This window comes from Pseudoalteromonas sp. MB47 (genome assembly GCF_011319765.1).
Lineage (GTDB): Bacteria > Pseudomonadota > Gammaproteobacteria > Enterobacterales > Alteromonadaceae > Pseudoalteromonas > Pseudoalteromonas simplex.
In genome coordinates this window covers 203,258-220,186 of record NZ_VFBD01000006.1, presented here as the reverse complement: position 1 = coordinate 220,186, position 16,929 = coordinate 203,258, and the positions used below count along the sequence as shown (strand labels likewise).

Genomic DNA, 16,929 nt, shown 5'->3' with positions numbered 1-16,929 from the left:
GCCGCTGTATACTTACCATATTGCTAAATTTATTGATAAGTGACAGTCATGCGAGTTCCACACATTTACCAACCTTCAGCGATTTCTTTAAACACCCCAGTAGCACTAGATGATGATGCCGCAGGTCATGTTGGCCGCGTATTGCGCATGCAAGTCGGTGATAAGGTCTCGATTTTTAATGGTGAAGGAGGTGAATACCTCAGTGAAATTATTGAAGTGAGCAAAAAAAACGTGGTCGTTAAGCCACAGGAATTTGTTGATCATGATGTTGAGTCGCCTTTAAAGATTCACTTAGGCCAAGGTATTTCTCGTGGTGATAAAATGGATTTCACTATTCAAAAATCAGTCGAGCTTGGTATTACAGAAATCACCCCTATTTTTAGTCAACGTTGTGGCGTAAAACTAAGTGGCGATCGCCTTGCTAAAAAACATCAACAATGGCAAAAAATTGCAATTGCCGCGGCTGAACAATCTGGCCGCAACGTTGTGCCTGTTGTACACCCGCCTATCGATATAAAAGAGTGGCTAGAACAAGCAAGTGATGCGATTAAACTTACTTTGCACCCGCGTGCTGAGCACAGTATTAAAACGATTCAAATCCCCAGTGAAGGGGTACGCTTTTTAGTCGGTCCTGAAGGTGGATTTACCGATGAAGAAATTAACATTACTAAACAGCAAGACTTTGTTGATATCCGCTTAGGGCCACGTGTTCTGCGAACAGAAACAGCCGCTCTGACGGTATTGAGCGCATTACAATTGCAGTTTGGCGATTTAGCGAATTGAAAACAGTAAAAATACCCATATATCAAAGTAACAAAACACAGTATGGCATACGATTCTAAGGCAAAAATATGGCAATTAAGCTAGGCATAATCTCAGATCCAATTAGTGGCTTTAATATTAAAAAAGACACTGGCTTTGCAATGATGATGGAAGCACAAAAGCGCGGTTACGAAATTTACTACATGGAAATGGATGACCTTTCTTTACGTCAAGGTCAAGGCTATGCAACAGCTGCCAAAGCCCGTGTATTTGATGATGTTAATCACTGGTATGAATTAGAAGAAAAAGCCACCATTGCTTTAGCTGATTTAGACGTTATTTTAATGCGTAAAGATCCGCCTTTTGATACTGAGTACATCTACGCTACCTATATTTTAGAGCGTGCTGAGCAAGCTGGTACGCTGGTTATCAATAAGCCGCAAAGCTTACGCGATGCCAACGAAAAGCTATTCACGGCTTGGTTTAGCGAACATACGCCAGATACTTTAGTAACACGTAGCCAAGCAGACATTCGTGCATTTTTAGCTGAGCATAAAGATATTATTTTAAAACCCCTTGATGGTATGGGTGGTGCTTCTATCTTTAGAGTTAAAGAAGATGATGCCAATATTGGTGTGATCTGCGAAACATTAACCGAGCATGGTAGTCGTTTTGCAATGGCACAAAATTATATCCCTGAAATCAAGCAAGGCGATAAACGCGTTCTTGTGGTTGATGGTGAAGTAATGCCGTACTGCCTAGCGCGTATCCCGCAAAATGGCGAAACGCGCGGTAACTTGGCAGCAGGTGGTAGAGGTGAAGCACGTCCAATTAGTGATTCAGACCGTAAAATTGCAGAGGCTGTTGCACCTACACTGAAAGAAAAAGGCCTTATTTTTGTTGGTCTAGATATCATTGGCGATCGTTTAACTGAAATCAATGTCACTGCGCCAACGTGTGTAAAAGAGATTGAAGCTGCTTTTGACATTTCAATCACTGGTCACTTATTTGATGCCATTGAAAGAAAACTGAGCCATACTTAATTTAAACAACAAAAGGGGCGACCTATGCAGTCATTAGAGAACCATTTCTTAATCGCAATGCCAAGCATGCAAGACCCTTTTTTTAAGCGTGCTGTTACGTATATTTGTGAGCACAACCAAGATGGTGCGATGGGCTTGGTAATTAACCAGCCTATCAATATCACCGTGGGCGAGCTTCTCGATAAAATCGAAATTGATAACGATAAAAGTAAACAAGCAGCAGGCTTAGCTGTATATGCTGGCGGGCCTGTAAAAACCGATCGCGGTTTTGTTTTGCACTCACCAAAGCCTGGTTATGCAGCGAGTCAAAAGCTCAGCAGTGATATTATGATCACCACTTCAAAGGATGTGTTAGCAAGCCTAACAACGAGTGAAGCACCAGAACAATTTATTATCACATTGGGTTATGCTGGTTGGGATCAAGGACAGTTAGAGCAAGAACTGCTGGAGAATTCATGGTTAATTATCAAAGCAGACCCTGAGATCATCTTTAATACACCTGTTGAAAAACGTTGGGAAAAAGCGGTTTCGATGCTGGGTTTTGATGTCGGTCAATTAAGCTCTGAAGCAGGCCATGCTTAACATTTATAATTTTTAAGACTATGACAAAACGAACGTTTAAGGCACTCGGTGAACGCACCGTAATGGGTTTTGACTTTGGCACCAAAAGTATTGGTATTGCCATTGGTCAAGAACTCACAGGAACAGCATCAAGTTTACAAGCTGTAAAAGCGAAAGATGGTATTCCAGATTGGCAACTAATTAAAAAACAAGTGGACGAGTGGCAACCCGATTTAATGGTGGTTGGTTTACCGCTTAATATGGATGGCACCAATCAAGAAGTTACTTTTAAAGCTAAGAAGTTCGCTAACCGCTTACACAACCACTTTGCTATACCGGTTGAAACGCAAGACGAACGACTAACCACCGCAGACGCAAAAGCGCGTTTATTCGAACAAGGTGGCTACCGAAACCTTGGCAAAGGTAATGTTGATAACATGTCTGCTGTGATTATCTTAGAAAGCTTTTTTGAGCAGTTTTATGGTGAGTAGGCGCCTTCAACGTATTTAAAGAGTGCCAGCACAGACAGTGCTGGCATGTAATTCCCTTTTGTTTTAACTAAGATTTACCTTTTTCGTCCAGGCCATCAATAGTCACACCCTGTAAGAAACCAGCCCCTTTTTGTTCATTGTTTTGTAGCTTAATCATTAAACGTAAGTCATTTGGCGAGTCAGCATGGTGCAGCGCATCAGCATAGTTAATGCGGCGCTGTTTATAAAGCTCAAATAATGCTTGGTCAAAGGTCTGCATGCCCATTTCTTTCGATTTAGCCATAGTCTCTTTAATAGAACCGATATCGCCTTTTTTAATAAGCTCTGCCACCATGGGTGAGTTAAGCAAAATTTCGATAGCAGCGACACGCCCTTCCCCATCGGCAGTTGGCACCAACTGCTGAGCAACAATGGCGCGAAGGTTTAGTGCAAGGTCGTACTTTAACTTATCGTGCTTTTCTTTAGGCACCAAATGCATGATACGATCAATGGCTTGGTTGGCATTGTTCGCATGCAGTGTTGCGACACATAAGTGACCTGTTTCTGCAAAGCTGAGTGCATATTCCATGGTTTCTTGTGAGCGGATCTCACCAATTAAGATCACATCAGGTGCTTGACGCAACGAGCTTTTCAGCGCTGATTCAAAGCTTTCTGTATCAAGACCAACTTCACGTTGAGTGATAATGCTTTTACGGTGCTCATGCACAAATTCGATAGGATCTTCAATAGTAAGAATATGACCACGTTGATTGCGGTTACGATAACCTAGAAGCGCAGCAAGCGAGGTTGACTTACCCGTACCAGTACCACCTACAAATAGCACTAAGCCACGTTTTGCCATAATCACGTCGGTTAACGTTGATGGCAAACCAAGTTCATTCACATCAGGAATTTGTGTTACGATACGGCGAATAACCATTCCAGCCCTGTCTCGTTGCCAAAAAGCAGAAACACGGAAACGACCTTCATCAGTAGCAATCGCAAAGTTACACTCTTTACTGTCATGAAATTCTTTGCGCTGTTTGTCGTTCATTGCTGACTCGACCAAAGCGAGTGAATCCTCATCTGAGAGTTTTTCATCGCTTAAAGGTATTAATTCACCGTTTACTTTTGCACTGACTGGCAGTTGGCTAGAAACAAACAAGTCAGAGCCTTTTTTGTCGATCATGACTTGCAAAAAATGATTTAAAGGTAAAGACATTTTATATAGCTCCGTTAGCCACCAAACTGGGTTTTATCTTGCGCTTTAGCTCGCGCATCAACATTAGTAATAATGCCGTAGTTAACCAAATTACCTAAACATTGGTCCATGGTCTGCATGCCATGCGATGCACCAGTTTGAATTGATGAGTACATTTGCGCAATTTTATCTTCACGGATCAGATTTCGGATTGCAGGAATACCAATCATGATTTCATGGGCTGCTACTCGGCCGCCGCCTACCTTTTTAAGTAAAGTTTGCGAGATTACGGCACGCAATGATTCTGACAACATTGAACGCACCATGTCTTTTTCTTCACCTGGGAACACGTCAATAATACGGTCAATGGTTTTTGGTGCAGAGGTAGTATGCAAGGTTCCAAACACTAAGTGCCCCGTTTCTGCCGCAGTCATTGCTAAGCGGATTGTTTCAAGGTCACGAAGCTCACCCACTAAGATTACATCCGGATCTTCACGTAGTGCACTTCTAAGTGCATTAGAGAAGCTATGCGTATCACGGTGAACTTCGCGTTGGTTAATAAGGCTTAGCTTATTTTCATGTACGAATTCGATAGGATCTTCGATAGTTAAAATATGATGATGTTTTGTTTGGTTAATGTAATCGACCATCGCCGCCAAAGTAGTTGATTTACCAGAACCGGTAGGGCCGGTGACTAGCACCAAACCACGAGGGTTATCGGCAATGGTTTTAAAAATATCAGGCGCACCTAAATCATCCAACGTTAAAACATCACTTGGGATAGTACGAAACACCGCCGCAGGACCACGGTTTGAATTAAATGCGTTAACACGAAAACGCGCAAGGTTTGGCACTTCGAAAGAAAAATCCACTTCGAGATTTTGTTCATAGTCCTTACGCTGATTATCGTTCATAATATCGTATACCAGACTATTTACATCTTTTTGTTCTAATGCTGGAATATTAATACGACGCACATCACCATCAACACGTATCATAGGTGATACGCCTGATGACAAGTGTAAATCCGAGGCTTTGTGTTGCACACTAAAGGCCAATAATTCGGTAATATCCATTTATGACTCCACAACCAACTGATAATTATATGGTTACAATAGCAGAACGACTTACATCCGCCTACGCAAGAATTGCTCAAGCTGCAAAAAATAATCACCGCGATGAGCAATCAATCAACCTATTGGCTGTTTCAAAAACAAAACCTGCCGACGATATTATTGCTGCCTATAAGCATGGTCAACGCCAGTTTGGCGAATCATACGTTCAAGAAGCGGTAACAAAAGTCACAGCATTGGCTGATTATAAAGACATTATTTGGCACTTTATCGGCCCTATTCAATCGAATAAAAGTGCCCAAGTAGCCACACATTTTGATTGGGTACAAAGTGTTGACCGCACTAAAATTGCAAAACGTCTTAATGAGCAACGACCAGCCGACAAAGCCCCACTCAATGTATTAATTCAAGTTAATATTAGTTTAGAAGAGGCTAAGTCAGGCTGCCACCCAGACGAGCTAATGGCATTGGCCGAATTTATCAGTCAATGCCCTAATTTATGCCTGCGCGGTGTGATGGCGATTCCTGCCAAAACCGACGATGCCCAGCTACAATTACAATATTTTGAGCAATTAAGCGCTTGCTTTGATAAACTAAAGGCCCAATATCCCCAAGTAGACACCTTGTCGATGGGTATGAGTAACGATGTTGAAGCGGCGATTGCAGCGGGTTCAACCATGGTACGCATTGGCACGGATATATTTGGCCAACGAAATTAAAAGGTGATAACAGACATATGTCAGACAAAAAAATCGCATTTATAGGCACGGGTAACATGAGCTACGCCATCATTGGCGGCATGGTAAAGAACGGTTTTGCAGCAAAAAACATCATTGCAACCAATCGCAACCAAGAAAAATTAGCTAAGGTTGCTGCTGATTTCGGGGTGCAGACTACCGCGGATAACAACGCGGCACTTCGCGATGCTGATGTGATTGTCTTATCTGTTAAACCACAAATGATGGGCGATCTTTGCCAATCATTCCAAGATTCAGGCGTTGATTTTAGCGACAAGCTATTTATTTCAGTAGCAGCAGGTCTTACCGTAAACCGTTTACGAGAAATGCTAGGTCAAGATGTGAAAATGGTGCGTTGTATGCCAAATACACCATCATTACTAGGCCGTGGTGTTTCTGGCCTTTATGGCGCGGATGAAACCACTGAAGAGCACGAGTTTGTACAACAAGTTTTTGAGTGTACAGGCATTGTTGTGTGGGTTGAGCAAGAGTCACAAATCAACGACATCATTGCTGTTACAGGCTCATCACCTGCTTACTTCTTCTTATTTATGGAAGCTATTGAAGAAAAAGCGAAAGCACTTGGCTTTAGTGATGAAGATGCGCGCCGTTTAGTGCAACAAACCGCACTGGGTGCAGCCGAAATGGCACTGTCGCAACCAGACATCAGTATTTCTCAGCTACGTGCAAACGTAACCTCTAAAGGTGGTACGACTCACGAAGCTGTTGAGCATCTTAAATCACAAGGTTTAGTCGGTACTGTTGCAGATGCAATGGATGCCTGTATCGCTCGCGCTGAAGCGATGGAAAAAGAACTTTAAGCTTACTTTTTGAAGGTAAAACTATGCAAGCCATGCACTTTTTAGTTGGGATTATTTTTGATCTCTTTTTAATGGTGGTCCTTTTACGCTTTTGGTTACAAGCGGCAAAAGCTGACTTTTACAATCCTATGAGCCAGTTTGTGGTGAAAGCCACTTCGTTCGCAGTGAACCCACTTCGTAAAATCATCCCAGGAGTGGGTGGCTTTGATATTGCCTCGTTAGTGCTTGCTTATTTAGTCGCTGTAGCCAAACTCAGTGTTATTTTTCTGATGTTTTATAATGCTTGGGCGCCAGGTCCGGTATTTATTCAAGCGTTAATTACGGTCGTTAAAGAAGGTTTAAACTTACTATTTTGGGTATTAATTATTCGTGCTTTACTTAGCTGGGTAAGCCAAGGCTACAACCCTATTGAGGCTGTATTCCACCAGCTAACTGAGCCAATGTTGCGCCCTATTCGTAAGATTATCCCACCACTAGGTGGGCTAGACCTATCAATCTTAGTGTTGATTATTGGTCTACAGTTTTTACAGTTTTTAGTAATGGATTTAATTGGCTAAGCGTTTAACGTGAAGCAGTAAGGGGCCGAAAGGCCTCTTTTGTTAAGTGAGATATACCATGAAGCAATTTATTTATTTTTCTTTGATTGTATTGAGTTTATTTACAACCTTTGCCAAAGCTGATGAACAAGCAGGCGCCCAGTACAAGGTTCTTGGCCCTTGGGAAGTTCATTACATTGCATTTCCATCGACTTTTATTCAGCCAAACATTGCTAAAAACTATGATTTAGAGCGTAGCCCTAGCAAAGGGATTATTAATATTTCGGTATTAAAAAACAGCGATAAAACAGCGCAGACAGCAACTTTAACTGGCACTGCACGTAACCTACTTGGTAATAAAAAGCAGCTTACATTTAAAGAAGTTGTTGAAGGCGATGCGATTTATTACCTCGCGCAAATCGATTACAGCAACGAAGAAATTTACCGTTTTGATATCGAAATTAATCAAAACGGCAAACTACAAACGCTGAAATTTCAGCAAAAATTTTACGTAGATTAATAGACCTATGAACAACACCTTGGTTTTAGCCACGGGTAACCCTGGCAAAGTAAAAGAGCTGGCAAGCATGCTCAGCCCACTTAATATTAACGTGGTTCCACAAAGCGATTTTCAAGTGCCAGACGTGCCTGAAACAGGCACCACATTTGTTGAAAACGCCATTATTAAAGCGCGCCATGCAGCAAAGATCACAGGCATGCCTGCGATTGCTGATGACTCAGGCCTTGAAGTAGACGGCCTAAATGGTGCGCCAGGTGTGTACTCTGCACGCTTTGCCGGTGCGGGTGCTAGCGATCAAGATAATATCGACAAGTTACTAAAAGAGCTTGCTGATAATCCTGTTCGTAGTGCGCGTTTTTGGTGTGTATTAGTATTAATGCGCCACGCCGACGATCCAACACCGCTTATTTGTAGTGCCAGTTGGGAAGGCGAAATCACTCATAGCCAAGATGGTCAGGGTGGGTTTGGTTATGATCCGGTGTTTTATGTACCGTCTGAGCAATGCACTAGCGCTCAGTTAACTAAAGAGCAAAAAAATGCCCTTAGCCATCGCGGCCAGGCTTTAAAACAACTACTTGCGCAATTGCAGCAAAAAGGCGGCCTGTGAGTTTACCGCCTTTAAGTTTATATGTGCACGTGCCTTGGTGCGTGCAAAAGTGCCCATACTGTGACTTTAATAGCCATGGTCAAAAAGGCACAATCCCCGAAAAAGAATACGTTCAGCATCTTATTGATGATCTCAAGGCCGATTTGCACTTAGTGCAAGGGCGTAAAATCCACAGCATTTTTATTGGCGGCGGCACGCCAAGCTTATTAACCGGTGACGCATATACTCGCCTACTTGTTGAAGTCGACAGATTAATTGGCCTAACTGATGACTGTGAAATTACCCTAGAGGCAAACCCAGGTACCGTCGAAACAGGTCGCTTTAAAGAATATGTTGCCGCTGGCATCAATCGTATTTCGATTGGTGTGCAAAGTATGCAAAACGACAAGCTAAAAGCCCTTGGTCGTATTCATGGTGCTGATGAAGCAAGTTATGCGGCTAAACAAGCACACCAAGCGGGGCTAAACAGTTTTAATCTTGATTTAATGCATGGCTTGCCAGGGCAATCTGTTGCAGACGCCTTAAGCGACCTTGAAAAAATTATTGCCCTTAATCCTCCTCATATCTCTTGGTATCAACTAACCATTGAGCCAAATACGCAGTTTGCTTCTAAGCCACCGACCTTACCTCATGACGACACCCTTTGGGATATTCAAGAACAAGGTCAAGCGTTACTCGCAGCAGCAGGTTATGAGCAATACGAGATCTCAGGCTACGCGAAGCCCGGTTACCAATGCCGTCATAACTTGAATTATTGGCGATTTGGCGATTATCTCGGTATCGGTTGCGGTGCCCATGGTAAAATTACTGATGAAAATAAAGTCATCACCCGTACGGTGAAAGTAAAACACCCACGAGGTTATATGGATCTTGCCAAACCGTATTTATATCAGCAATGGCAAGTAGCAGAAGACGACTTAGCTTTTGAATTCTTTATGAATCGTTTTCGTTTAGTCGAACCCTGCCCCAAAGCTGATTTACCTTTGCTTACAAGTTTGTCACTGCAAAGTCAGGAACAAGCCTTGACTGAGGCAATTGCAAAAGGCTTACTAATTGATGATAAAGATAACTGGCAGGTAAGCCAAAAAGGCCATCGCTTTTTAAATGACCTGCTAGAATTATTCGTTTAAGAATTATAATTAAATTTCTAACAACTACAAAGGAACGATAATGCGTAAACTGACCTTCATCGCTGCGGCGGTAAGTGTTGCATTGCTTGGCGGCTGCCAACAAATGCAAGAGCAACCGAAGCCTGCACCAAGTGTACAAAGCCAACCTGTACAAAGTGAAATCGATAAAGCTAACGCCTTCTTCGAAGATACTTTTAACCGTGATGTAATGAAAAGCCCTATTTATCAAACATACATGGGCATCAAAAAAGATTACGATAAATGGGATGATGGCAGCGAAGAGCGCGTTTTAGAAGACTTTGAACAAACTAAAGCTGACCTAGTTGCGCTTAACGCAATTAACCGCGAGCTATTAGATGACGCAACAAAAGTAAGCTACGACCTTAAAAAGCAAGATTTAGAAAACGAAATTGCTGATTTCAAATGGCGCCATTACAACTACCCTGTGAACCAAATGTTTGGTGTTCACTCGATGATCCCTGCGTTTTTAATCAACCAACATCAAATTGCCGATGTATCTGATGCTAAAGCGTATATCTCACGTTTAAATGGTGTTACAACGGTTATTGATCAACTAATCAAAGACCTTGAAGTACGTGCAGATAAAGGCATTATCGCGCCTAAATTTGTTTTCCCACACGTGATTGATTCAAGCAATAATATCTTACGCGGCGCACCATTCCATGATGGTGAAGACTCAACGTTACTTGCTGACTTTAAACGTAAAGTTAACGCATTAGAGATTGCTGACAGCGAAAAATCTGCACTTATCAGCGACGCTGAAAAAGCCCTAAAAGCAGCAGTAAAACCTTCTTACACTAAGCTAATTAACTTCTTAGCTCAGTTAGAAAAGCGCGCTGATGACCGTGATGGTGCTTGGAAATTCCCTGACGGCGAAGCGTTCTACAACAACGCTTTAGCACGTACCACAACAACTGATTTAACAGCGAAAGAAATCCACACTATCGGTTTAGCTGAAGTCGCGCGCATTCACGACGAAATGCGTGCAATCAAAGATAAAGTAGGCTTTAAAGGTGACCTTAAAGCATTCATGCAATTCATGAAAACTGATAAGCAGTTCTACTACCCTAACACAGCCGAAGGTAAACAACGCTACCTTGATGAAGCAACAGCGCTTATCGATAACATGAAATCTCGTCTAGACGAGCTATTCATTGTTAAGCCAAAAGCTGACCTTAAAGTAAAAGCTGTTGAAGCATTCCGTGAAAAAGCAGCTGGTAAAGCGTTCTACCAACAACCTGCGCCAGATGGCTCACGCCCAGGTATTTATTACGCAAACCTTTACGACATGGAAGCAATGCCAACATACCAAATGGAAGCACTTGCGTACCACGAAGGTATTCCTGGTCACCACATGCAAATTGCTATCGCGCAAGAGCTTGAAGGTGTACCTAAGTTCCGTAAGTTTGGCGGCTACACAGCGTATGTTGAAGGTTGGGGTTTATACTCTGAGCTAGTACCAAAAGAAATGGGCTTATACGAAGACCCATATTCAGATTTTGGTCGTCTTGCGATGGAATTATGGCGTGCATGTCGCCTAGTAGTAGATACAGGTATCCACGCAATGAAGTGGACACGTCAAGAAGGTATCGACTACTACGTAAATAACACACCAAATGCGACGTCTGATGGCGTTAAAATGGTTGAGCGTCACATTGTAATGCCTTCACAAGCAACGGCATACAAAGTAGGTATGTTGAAAATTTTAGAGCTTCGTGAAGCGGCTAAAGAAAAACTAGGCGATAAATTCGATATTCGTGAATTCCACGATGTAGTACTTAAAAATGGTGCAGTACCATTAAATGTACTAGAGAAGTTTGTTGACCAATGGGTTGCTAAAAAACAAGCAGCTTAAGCAATAAAGACTTGAAAAAGGCCGCTCAGCGGCCTTTTTTATTTATTTAAACAAGTAGTTGAGCTATAAATGTATAAATAATAAAAAACGAGTATCTCCATGCAAAGCGCGATTGAGCAATTGAACAGCCGGCTTCAACATCATCAGTTAAAAGAACTCATTGCCGATTACCAAAGTTTATCGGGAGTTTTGCAAGCGGCACAATTACAGCATATCTATCAATTAGCGTGCAGTAGTGAAGTTAAATACTTGTTTTTACAAAATGTGGCAGCGCATTTACTCGAAGCAAGCCCGCTGCCAAGTGAAGCTGTAGCCTTAATTTATGATATCGATAAACTGAGCTTTTTCACGCCTGGTCTTAAGTTTCAAAATGCTTTTTGTATTACCGACAACCAAGGCAATACCCTACTACATCACTTATTTACGCAGTGTCAGGCTAATAACCTCCCCTTTAATTACTTGCGTTCGTTAATGTTATTTGAAAGCAATGAAAGCTTAGGCATAGCGTTAAAAACATTAAATAAGCAGCAGCTCACTCCTATAGGTTGCTTTATAGCGCTAAACAGCACGACTCAGATGCTAGCCAAACATGAATTCTCTGCATTATTAGCCATGATGGAAGTCGACCAAAGTCACAGCCCGAGCGCAGTCAGCGCCTTGGTAAATACCCTTAAGCAATTTTATGGTGCCAATCAAGCAACGAGTAGCGACAGTAAAGTGCTGCTTTGCGCGGCCTATTTGCAAGTGCCAACGGCACAGTTATTAAACGCGCTCAATCAATAACTCCATGAATAAAGATGTTGTTAAAGCGTTTTTATCGCTCAGTAGTTTTACCGCCCTTAACCATGGTAGCCGTATTGTGCTTACCTTGTGCCTTGCAAGGTTATTAAGTACTGATGAGTTTGGTACTTTCGCGGCGTTACTCGCACTGTGTGAAATTTTGTTATTACCTGCGAGTATGGGCTTTGCATCATCTTTAATGCGTATTAGCTACCCGCTCTACAAAGCTCAGCAACATGACTTACTACGCGGCTTAAAACATGTTTATTTAGCTGCATCGTGTTTATTCGGGGTGATTTTTGTCGCTGCTGTGGTGATTAGCTTTCAGGCTATTTCACCGCACCAAAGCGCTCAAGAGCATGTGGCCTATTTACTATTACTGGTGCCGATTGGCGCCATTATGCAGAGCCAATCGGCTTTTTTAGTGGCTTTGAATAAACCAAAAATTGGCCTGATAACGCAGCAGTGTATTTTTGAATTGCTAACAGCGGGGTTTTGCTTTTTCGTGTACTTGATACGTGGCGACTTATCGTTAGTCGAGATTTGTATCTTGTTGTTTTGTAGCATCTTGTGCGTAGTCATTTATCAATATTGGTTAATCAAAAAAATGATCGTTGCAAGCACTGCCCGCTACCAAACCAAGCAATGGTGTAAAGACTCATTGATCATGCTCGCCAGTGGTGCAGGCACCGTGTTGGTAGCAAAACTCGATGTCTTACTAGTGCATCACTGGTTTGGTGCACAAGGCGTGAGTATCTTCTTTCCTGCGGTAGTGATTGCTGGCTTACTGACTATTTTAGGCAATGCCGCCAACCAATATTTAAAACCCATTTTAATGGCCGATGAGACGACCGAGCAGCAACTTAGCGAGTTAATGAAAGTGGTATGGCGTTTTAACTTTGCCGCTATTTTGCTACTTGCCTTGCTCGCAAAGCCACTACTCACTCTCTATGGCGAAAGCCAATTACAAGAAGGATTTTGGATTTTAATGCTGCTGTTACTCGGGCAATTATTATTACCAGCAAGAATTTTAGCCAGTAGCATGATCAAGTTAAAAGGCAACCCGCTTATCAACTTGTATGTCTTACTTGGTGCAACCAGTGTCACGGTTTTAATGGCAGTACTATTAAAAGATCAGTTTGGCTTATTGGGGGTGGCTGTGGCGTTTAGTGGCGGCTTTATGCTTGGAGCGATTTGCCGCATGGTGATTGTGTGCACACGCATGCGGCTACCTTTATCTGTGGTATTGGGTTTAGTCAGATAGATAATATTCAACACTGGTAACTACACGCACTTTTTTCAGCTGAGGTGTGTTTGAATCTCTATCAGAAATTGAAAACTGCCCCTGACGCGCTGTTTTAATTTTACCTAATTTAGACTGTGAATCTTTGGCAAATTTCATTGCTACTTCGCGGGCTTTTTCGGTTGCTTCTTGAATCATATTTGGCTTAATTTCATTTAAGCCATTAAATAAATATTGAATCCGCGTTTCGTAATTATCTTGTACTATCGCAATGCCTTGTTTGGCTAATTGGCTTACTGCGCCTAAGGCATTTTGCACTTTTTCAATATCATTTGAATAAACAATGACATTATTACGAGCAATATAACGAAACTGCTGATTCTCGCCGCCATATTCGCGAGCTTGTTTATCAATAATCGATTGGCTACCAAGGCTGATTTCTTCATCACTAAAACCATGTAGTTTTAAAAAAGCCACAACCGCATCACTTTTCTCTTCAACTCGACCCACTAGTTTTTCAAGGTTGTTATCGGCATCAGAAAACTGTAAAGGCCAGATAACGGTGTCGGCTGGCACTTCCATTTCTGCTAGCCCTTTAACATGAACTGTGCGCTCCATGCCCTTTACATCAAGGGCTGCACTTTTCAATATAAAACCTAATCCGAGCAAACCGACCGCCAATGCACACGCTGCAATAACGATATTAAATGGTTGCGCTTTATTCATGCTTTTCTCCTTGATGTAGGTCACTGTTTTTGACTCGAAAAGTAGTTATAAACAGGTTATCTTATGAGTATAACTTTTAATACTTTGGAAGCGTGTCGGTTCTAGTTTGAGTGTATTAAACTTAACAGACCCTGAAGTTTTAACAAACATCGCAAGCGAAGGAAACAGCATGAGCGTTAAACGTATTAGCCAATTTTTTAATCCTAAATCGGTCGCGGTGATTGGCGCCTCAAATTCCCCTAACCGAGCGGGCTTTGTGGTGATGCGTAATTTACTACAGGGGGGCTTTAAAGGCCCAATCATGCCTGTTAGTTTAAATCACAGCGCTGTACACGGGGTATTAGCCTACCCAAGCATTGCTGCACTACCTAAAGTGCCCGACCTTGCGGTTATTTGTACTAATAAAAATACTTTAATTAACATCATTAATGAGCTTGGAGAACTTGGTTGTAAGCATGCGGTGGTAATTGCAGCGGGTTTAAACGTCGACCAAAAGCACGCATTAAAAGAAGCAGCTGCTGAGGCAAATGTCTCTTTACTTGGGCCTAATTGTTTGGGCTTACTTATTCCTCATATTGGTTTAAATGCCAGCTTTTCACATACGGTTGCAAGCCCAGGAAAGCTTGCTTTTGTATCGCAATCTGCGGCTGTTTGCTCAACCATTCTAGATTGGGCGAAAAACAAAGAAATTGGCTTTTCATATTTTGTATCTGTGGGTGATTGCCTAGATATCGACTTTGATGAGTTACTCGACTTTTTAGGCCGAGATGCAAAAACTAAAGCTATTTTGTTATATATCGATAATATTGAAGATATTCGCAGCTTTATTTCCGCAGCGCGAGCCGCTGCGTTTAGCAAACCCGTAATCGCCATTAAAACCGGTAAAACCAGTGCTGGTGCCCTAGCTGCAGAAATACACACTGGTGGCAAACAAAGCTCAGATGCAGTCTATGATGCGCTATTTCAGCGAGCAGGTATGCTTAGGGTAAACGACTTACGAGAGCTTTTCGCTGCGACACAAACGCTGGCAATGCACCCAAAACTTCTTAAAGTCGAGCAGCTAACCATTTTAACCAATGGCGGCGGCCCAGGTGTCATGGCTGTGGATACGCTCTTGCAAAGCTCAGGAAAGCTGGCGGAGCTCAGCGATGAGACTAGAGCTGCGCTTAATAAAGTCATCCCGCAATCAGAAATGACCTCAAATCCGGTGGATATTTTTGGTGACTCAGCGCCAAGACGCTATCAACAAGCCTTAGAAATCTTACTACAAGCCAAAGAAGTCAAAAACTTGCTGATCATCCATACTCCTTCAGCACTTGCACCGAGTGAAGATTATGCAGAGATCATTGTTGAAACCTTGGAAAAAATCCCAAAAATGGCTCGCCCTTATGTTATGACTAACTTTATGGGTGAAGATGCCGCCTATGCTGCACGTAAAGTCTGTACCAATAACGCTATTCCAACCTACCGTACACCTGAAGGTGCGGTGGGTGCCTTTATGCACTTAGTAAGTTATCGTCGTAACCAAAAGCATTTAACACAAACACCAGAATCAAACACCGATGATGCAAAAATAAATAAAGACGCTGCACGCTCTGTGGTGAGCGAGTTTTTAGCCGAAGAGCAGAGCTATTTATCAACCCATGAAGCTAGTCAAATTCTCACTCATTATGGTATTGATTGTATTCAAACTGAGGTTGCTTACACGCCAACAGAAGCCAAAGAACAAGCTATTGAGCTGGGTTTTCCGGTAGCGTTAAAACTAATTAGCCCAAGTATTCCTTCTAAATCAGAAGTCGGTGGTGTTGTCCTTAATTTAAATGATGCGCAAGAAGTTGAGCAAACAGCCTTTGCCATGCTGCTACGAATCAAAAACACCTACCCTGATGCCCATATTGAAGGTTTCTCACTGCAAAAAATGGCGCCGCGAGCGGGTGCTAATGAGCTACGTATCGCCATCAAAACAGAGCCTAACTTTGGTCCGGTGATTTTACTAGGTGAAGCTGGCACCGGACTTGAGTTCGCACAAGCTGCAGTGGCATTACCGCCACTTAATATGAACTTGGCAAAATACCTAATAGCTGCGGCGCACGATAAAGGCGTACTTAAAGACCGCGTGCTACCAGAAAAAGTCGATAAATACCGTTTATGCGCCCTACTCACCCGTATTTCGCAGCTGGTTATCGATCAACCTGATATCACCAGTGTTGAACTTAATCCAATTTTAGCCAGTAACGGGCAGTTTTTGGTCCTTGATGCGACCATTGGTCTTAGCCGTTATAAAGCAAAAGCGAACCGTAAACGCTTGTGTATTCGTCCCTACCCAATTGAATTAGTTAAAGAAGTAACCCTTAAAAATAATACCCAAGCACAGTTAAGACCTATCAAACCGGAAGATGAGCAAGCACACTTAGAGTTTGATCAATCATTGAGCAAAGAAGACAGATATAAGCGCTTCTTCGGTGAATTACCGCAATTTAATCATGATCAGCTCGCGAAAATGACGCAAATTGATTATGACCGAGAAATGGCGTTTATTGTCAGCCAAGAGCAAAATGGTTCAGCCTGTACATTAGGGGTATCTCGAGTGTTGATGGATCCAGACAAGCTCGATGCTGAGTTTGCAATTGTGGTGCGCTCTGATTGCCAAGGTTTAGGGCTTGGTACAATATTAATGAATGCGGCGATTGAGCATTGTAAAAACCAAGGCGTTAAACAAATTTCAGGGATCACTTTACCTGAAAATACTGGCATGATTGAGCTGGCAAGAAAACTTGGGTTTAAGATCACCCGCGACTTTGAAGAAGGCAGCATTAATATGGTGCTAAAACTTAACTAAAACT

Annotated in this window: 17 protein-coding genes; 14 read left to right on the top strand and 3 right to left on the bottom strand. The window is 42.4% G+C overall.

The genetic code is table 11. The annotated features are described in order from the left end of the window. Positions 1-48: 48 nt before the first annotated feature. The 4 genes from rsmE to ruvX all read left to right on the top strand — a co-directional run bounded on the left by rsmE (position 49) and on the right by ruvX (position 2,857). Positions 49-783, top strand: a complete 735-nt coding sequence (gene rsmE / locus IMPJCBKJ_RS03650; RefSeq protein WP_166338850.1) for a 16S rRNA (uracil(1498)-N(3))-methyltransferase — start codon at positions 49-51, stop codon at positions 781-783. 68 nt (positions 784-851) lie between these two features. After that, positions 852-1,805: a glutathione synthase gene (gene gshB / locus IMPJCBKJ_RS03645; RefSeq protein WP_166338848.1), complete on the top strand. Its 954-nt coding sequence runs from the start codon at positions 852-854 to the stop codon at positions 1,803-1,805. Between the two features lie 24 nt (positions 1,806-1,829). Continuing rightward, the gene (locus IMPJCBKJ_RS03640) at positions 1,830-2,387 is read left to right on the top strand and encodes a YqgE/AlgH family protein (protein ID WP_054552661.1); all 558 of its coding nucleotides are present in this window, start codon (positions 1,830-1,832) and stop codon (positions 2,385-2,387) included. Positions 2,388-2,407: 20 nt separating this feature from the next. Then, the gene (gene ruvX / locus IMPJCBKJ_RS03635; RefSeq protein ID WP_054552662.1) at positions 2,408-2,857 is read left to right on the top strand and encodes a Holliday junction resolvase RuvX; all 450 of its coding nucleotides are present in this window, start codon (positions 2,408-2,410) and stop codon (positions 2,855-2,857) included. 67 nt (positions 2,858-2,924) lie between these two features. Here the strand turns inward: ruvX and IMPJCBKJ_RS03630 are convergent, their stop codons facing one another. Together IMPJCBKJ_RS03630 and IMPJCBKJ_RS03625 are read right to left on the bottom strand one after the other, a co-directional pair. Further along, positions 2,925-4,058, bottom strand: a complete 1,134-nt coding sequence (locus IMPJCBKJ_RS03630; protein WP_054552663.1) for a PilT/PilU family type 4a pilus ATPase — start codon at positions 4,056-4,058, stop codon at positions 2,925-2,927. A gap of 14 nt (positions 4,059-4,072) precedes the next feature. Next, positions 4,073-5,113 (bottom strand): type IV pilus twitching motility protein PilT, encoded by a 1,041-nt coding sequence (locus tag IMPJCBKJ_RS03625; protein WP_054552664.1) that lies wholly within the window; start codon positions 5,111-5,113, stop codon positions 4,073-4,075. A gap of 2 nt (positions 5,114-5,115) precedes the next feature. On the opposite strand from IMPJCBKJ_RS03625, the gene IMPJCBKJ_RS03620 reads away from it, so the two are divergent. The 9 genes from IMPJCBKJ_RS03620 (at position 5,116) to IMPJCBKJ_RS03580 (ending at position 13,381) form a co-directional block, all read left to right on the top strand. Continuing rightward, entirely contained in the window at positions 5,116-5,829 is a 714-nt protein-coding gene (locus IMPJCBKJ_RS03620) for a YggS family pyridoxal phosphate-dependent enzyme (RefSeq protein ID WP_138598891.1), read from the top strand. 17 nt (positions 5,830-5,846) lie between these two features. Then, complete coding sequence (gene proC / locus IMPJCBKJ_RS03615; RefSeq protein WP_138598890.1) at positions 5,847-6,668, top strand: pyrroline-5-carboxylate reductase; 822 nt, start codon at positions 5,847-5,849, stop codon at positions 6,666-6,668. Between the two features lie 23 nt (positions 6,669-6,691). Continuing rightward, on the top strand, positions 6,692-7,225 hold the full coding sequence (locus IMPJCBKJ_RS03610) for a YggT family protein (protein WP_058586592.1): 534 nt from the start codon (positions 6,692-6,694) through the stop codon (positions 7,223-7,225). A gap of 58 nt (positions 7,226-7,283) precedes the next feature. Next, positions 7,284-7,724 (top strand): DUF4426 domain-containing protein, encoded by a 441-nt coding sequence (locus IMPJCBKJ_RS03605; RefSeq protein ID WP_054552668.1) that lies wholly within the window; start codon positions 7,284-7,286, stop codon positions 7,722-7,724. Between the two features lie 7 nt (positions 7,725-7,731). After that, the gene (locus IMPJCBKJ_RS03600) at positions 7,732-8,331 is read left to right on the top strand and encodes an XTP/dITP diphosphatase (protein ID WP_058586594.1); all 600 of its coding nucleotides are present in this window, start codon (positions 7,732-7,734) and stop codon (positions 8,329-8,331) included. Next, positions 8,328-9,461 carry a radical SAM family heme chaperone HemW gene (gene hemW, locus IMPJCBKJ_RS03595; protein ID WP_166338846.1) on the top strand — a complete coding sequence of 378 codons (1,134 nt, stop codon included), beginning with the start codon at positions 8,328-8,330 and terminating at the stop codon, positions 9,459-9,461. The genes IMPJCBKJ_RS03600 and hemW overlap by 4 nt, the downstream gene beginning before the upstream one ends. Positions 9,462-9,501: 40 nt before the next feature. Next, the gene (locus IMPJCBKJ_RS03590; protein WP_166338844.1) at positions 9,502-11,337 is read left to right on the top strand and encodes a DUF885 family protein; all 1,836 of its coding nucleotides are present in this window, start codon (positions 9,502-9,504) and stop codon (positions 11,335-11,337) included. 99 nt (positions 11,338-11,436) lie between these two features. Continuing rightward, complete coding sequence (locus IMPJCBKJ_RS03585) at positions 11,437-12,120, top strand: hypothetical protein (protein WP_166338842.1); 684 nt, start codon at positions 11,437-11,439, stop codon at positions 12,118-12,120. Positions 12,121-12,124: 4 nt separating this feature from the next. Further along, positions 12,125-13,381 carry an oligosaccharide flippase family protein gene (locus tag IMPJCBKJ_RS03580; RefSeq protein ID WP_138598885.1) on the top strand — a complete coding sequence of 419 codons (1,257 nt, stop codon included), beginning with the start codon at positions 12,125-12,127 and terminating at the stop codon, positions 13,379-13,381. Here the strand turns inward: IMPJCBKJ_RS03580 and IMPJCBKJ_RS03575 are convergent. Beyond that, positions 13,370-14,086 (bottom strand): SIMPL domain-containing protein, encoded by a 717-nt coding sequence (locus tag IMPJCBKJ_RS03575; RefSeq protein WP_054552674.1) that lies wholly within the window; start codon positions 14,084-14,086, stop codon positions 13,370-13,372. The two genes, IMPJCBKJ_RS03580 and IMPJCBKJ_RS03575, sit on opposite strands and share 12 nt — an antisense overlap. 169 nt (positions 14,087-14,255) lie before the next feature. Between IMPJCBKJ_RS03575 and IMPJCBKJ_RS03570 the strand changes: the two genes are divergently transcribed. Further along, positions 14,256-16,925 (top strand): bifunctional acetate--CoA ligase family protein/GNAT family N-acetyltransferase, encoded by a 2,670-nt coding sequence (locus tag IMPJCBKJ_RS03570; protein ID WP_054552675.1) that lies wholly within the window; start codon positions 14,256-14,258, stop codon positions 16,923-16,925. The last annotated feature ends 4 nt before the right edge of the window (positions 16,926-16,929 follow it).

Bases quoted from the DNA above. Each gene is read 5' to 3' on its own strand.
- IMPJCBKJ_RS03580 (WP_138598885.1), top strand. From the start codon at position 12,125: ATGAATAAAGATGTTGTTAAAGCGTTTTTATCGCTCAGTAGTTTTACC.
- IMPJCBKJ_RS03600 (WP_058586594.1), top strand. From the start codon at position 7,732: ATGAACAACACCTTGGTTTTAGCCACGGGTAACCCTGGCAAAGTAAAA.
- IMPJCBKJ_RS03640 (WP_054552661.1), top strand. From the start codon at position 1,830: ATGCAGTCATTAGAGAACCATTTCTTAATCGCAATGCCAAGCATGCAA.
- proC (WP_138598890.1), top strand. From the start codon at position 5,847: ATGTCAGACAAAAAAATCGCATTTATAGGCACGGGTAACATGAGCTAC.
- IMPJCBKJ_RS03625 (WP_054552664.1), bottom strand. From the start codon at position 5,113: ATGGATATTACCGAATTATTGGCCTTTAGTGTGCAACACAAAGCCTCG.
- IMPJCBKJ_RS03630 (WP_054552663.1), bottom strand. From the start codon at position 4,058: ATGTCTTTACCTTTAAATCATTTTTTGCAAGTCATGATCGACAAAAAA.
- gshB (WP_166338848.1), top strand. From the start codon at position 852: ATGGCAATTAAGCTAGGCATAATCTCAGATCCAATTAGTGGCTTTAAT.
- IMPJCBKJ_RS03605 (WP_054552668.1), top strand. From the start codon at position 7,284: ATGAAGCAATTTATTTATTTTTCTTTGATTGTATTGAGTTTATTTACA.
- IMPJCBKJ_RS03585 (WP_166338842.1), top strand. From the start codon at position 11,437: ATGCAAAGCGCGATTGAGCAATTGAACAGCCGGCTTCAACATCATCAG.
- IMPJCBKJ_RS03590 (WP_166338844.1), top strand. From the start codon at position 9,502: ATGCGTAAACTGACCTTCATCGCTGCGGCGGTAAGTGTTGCATTGCTT.
- ruvX (WP_054552662.1), top strand. From the start codon at position 2,408: ATGACAAAACGAACGTTTAAGGCACTCGGTGAACGCACCGTAATGGGT.
- IMPJCBKJ_RS03610 (WP_058586592.1), top strand. From the start codon at position 6,692: ATGCAAGCCATGCACTTTTTAGTTGGGATTATTTTTGATCTCTTTTTA.
- IMPJCBKJ_RS03570 (WP_054552675.1), top strand. From the start codon at position 14,256: ATGAGCGTTAAACGTATTAGCCAATTTTTTAATCCTAAATCGGTCGCG.
- IMPJCBKJ_RS03575 (WP_054552674.1), bottom strand. From the start codon at position 14,086: ATGAATAAAGCGCAACCATTTAATATCGTTATTGCAGCGTGTGCATTG.
- rsmE (WP_166338850.1), top strand. From the start codon at position 49: ATGCGAGTTCCACACATTTACCAACCTTCAGCGATTTCTTTAAACACC.
- IMPJCBKJ_RS03620 (WP_138598891.1), top strand. From the start codon at position 5,116: ATGACTCCACAACCAACTGATAATTATATGGTTACAATAGCAGAACGA.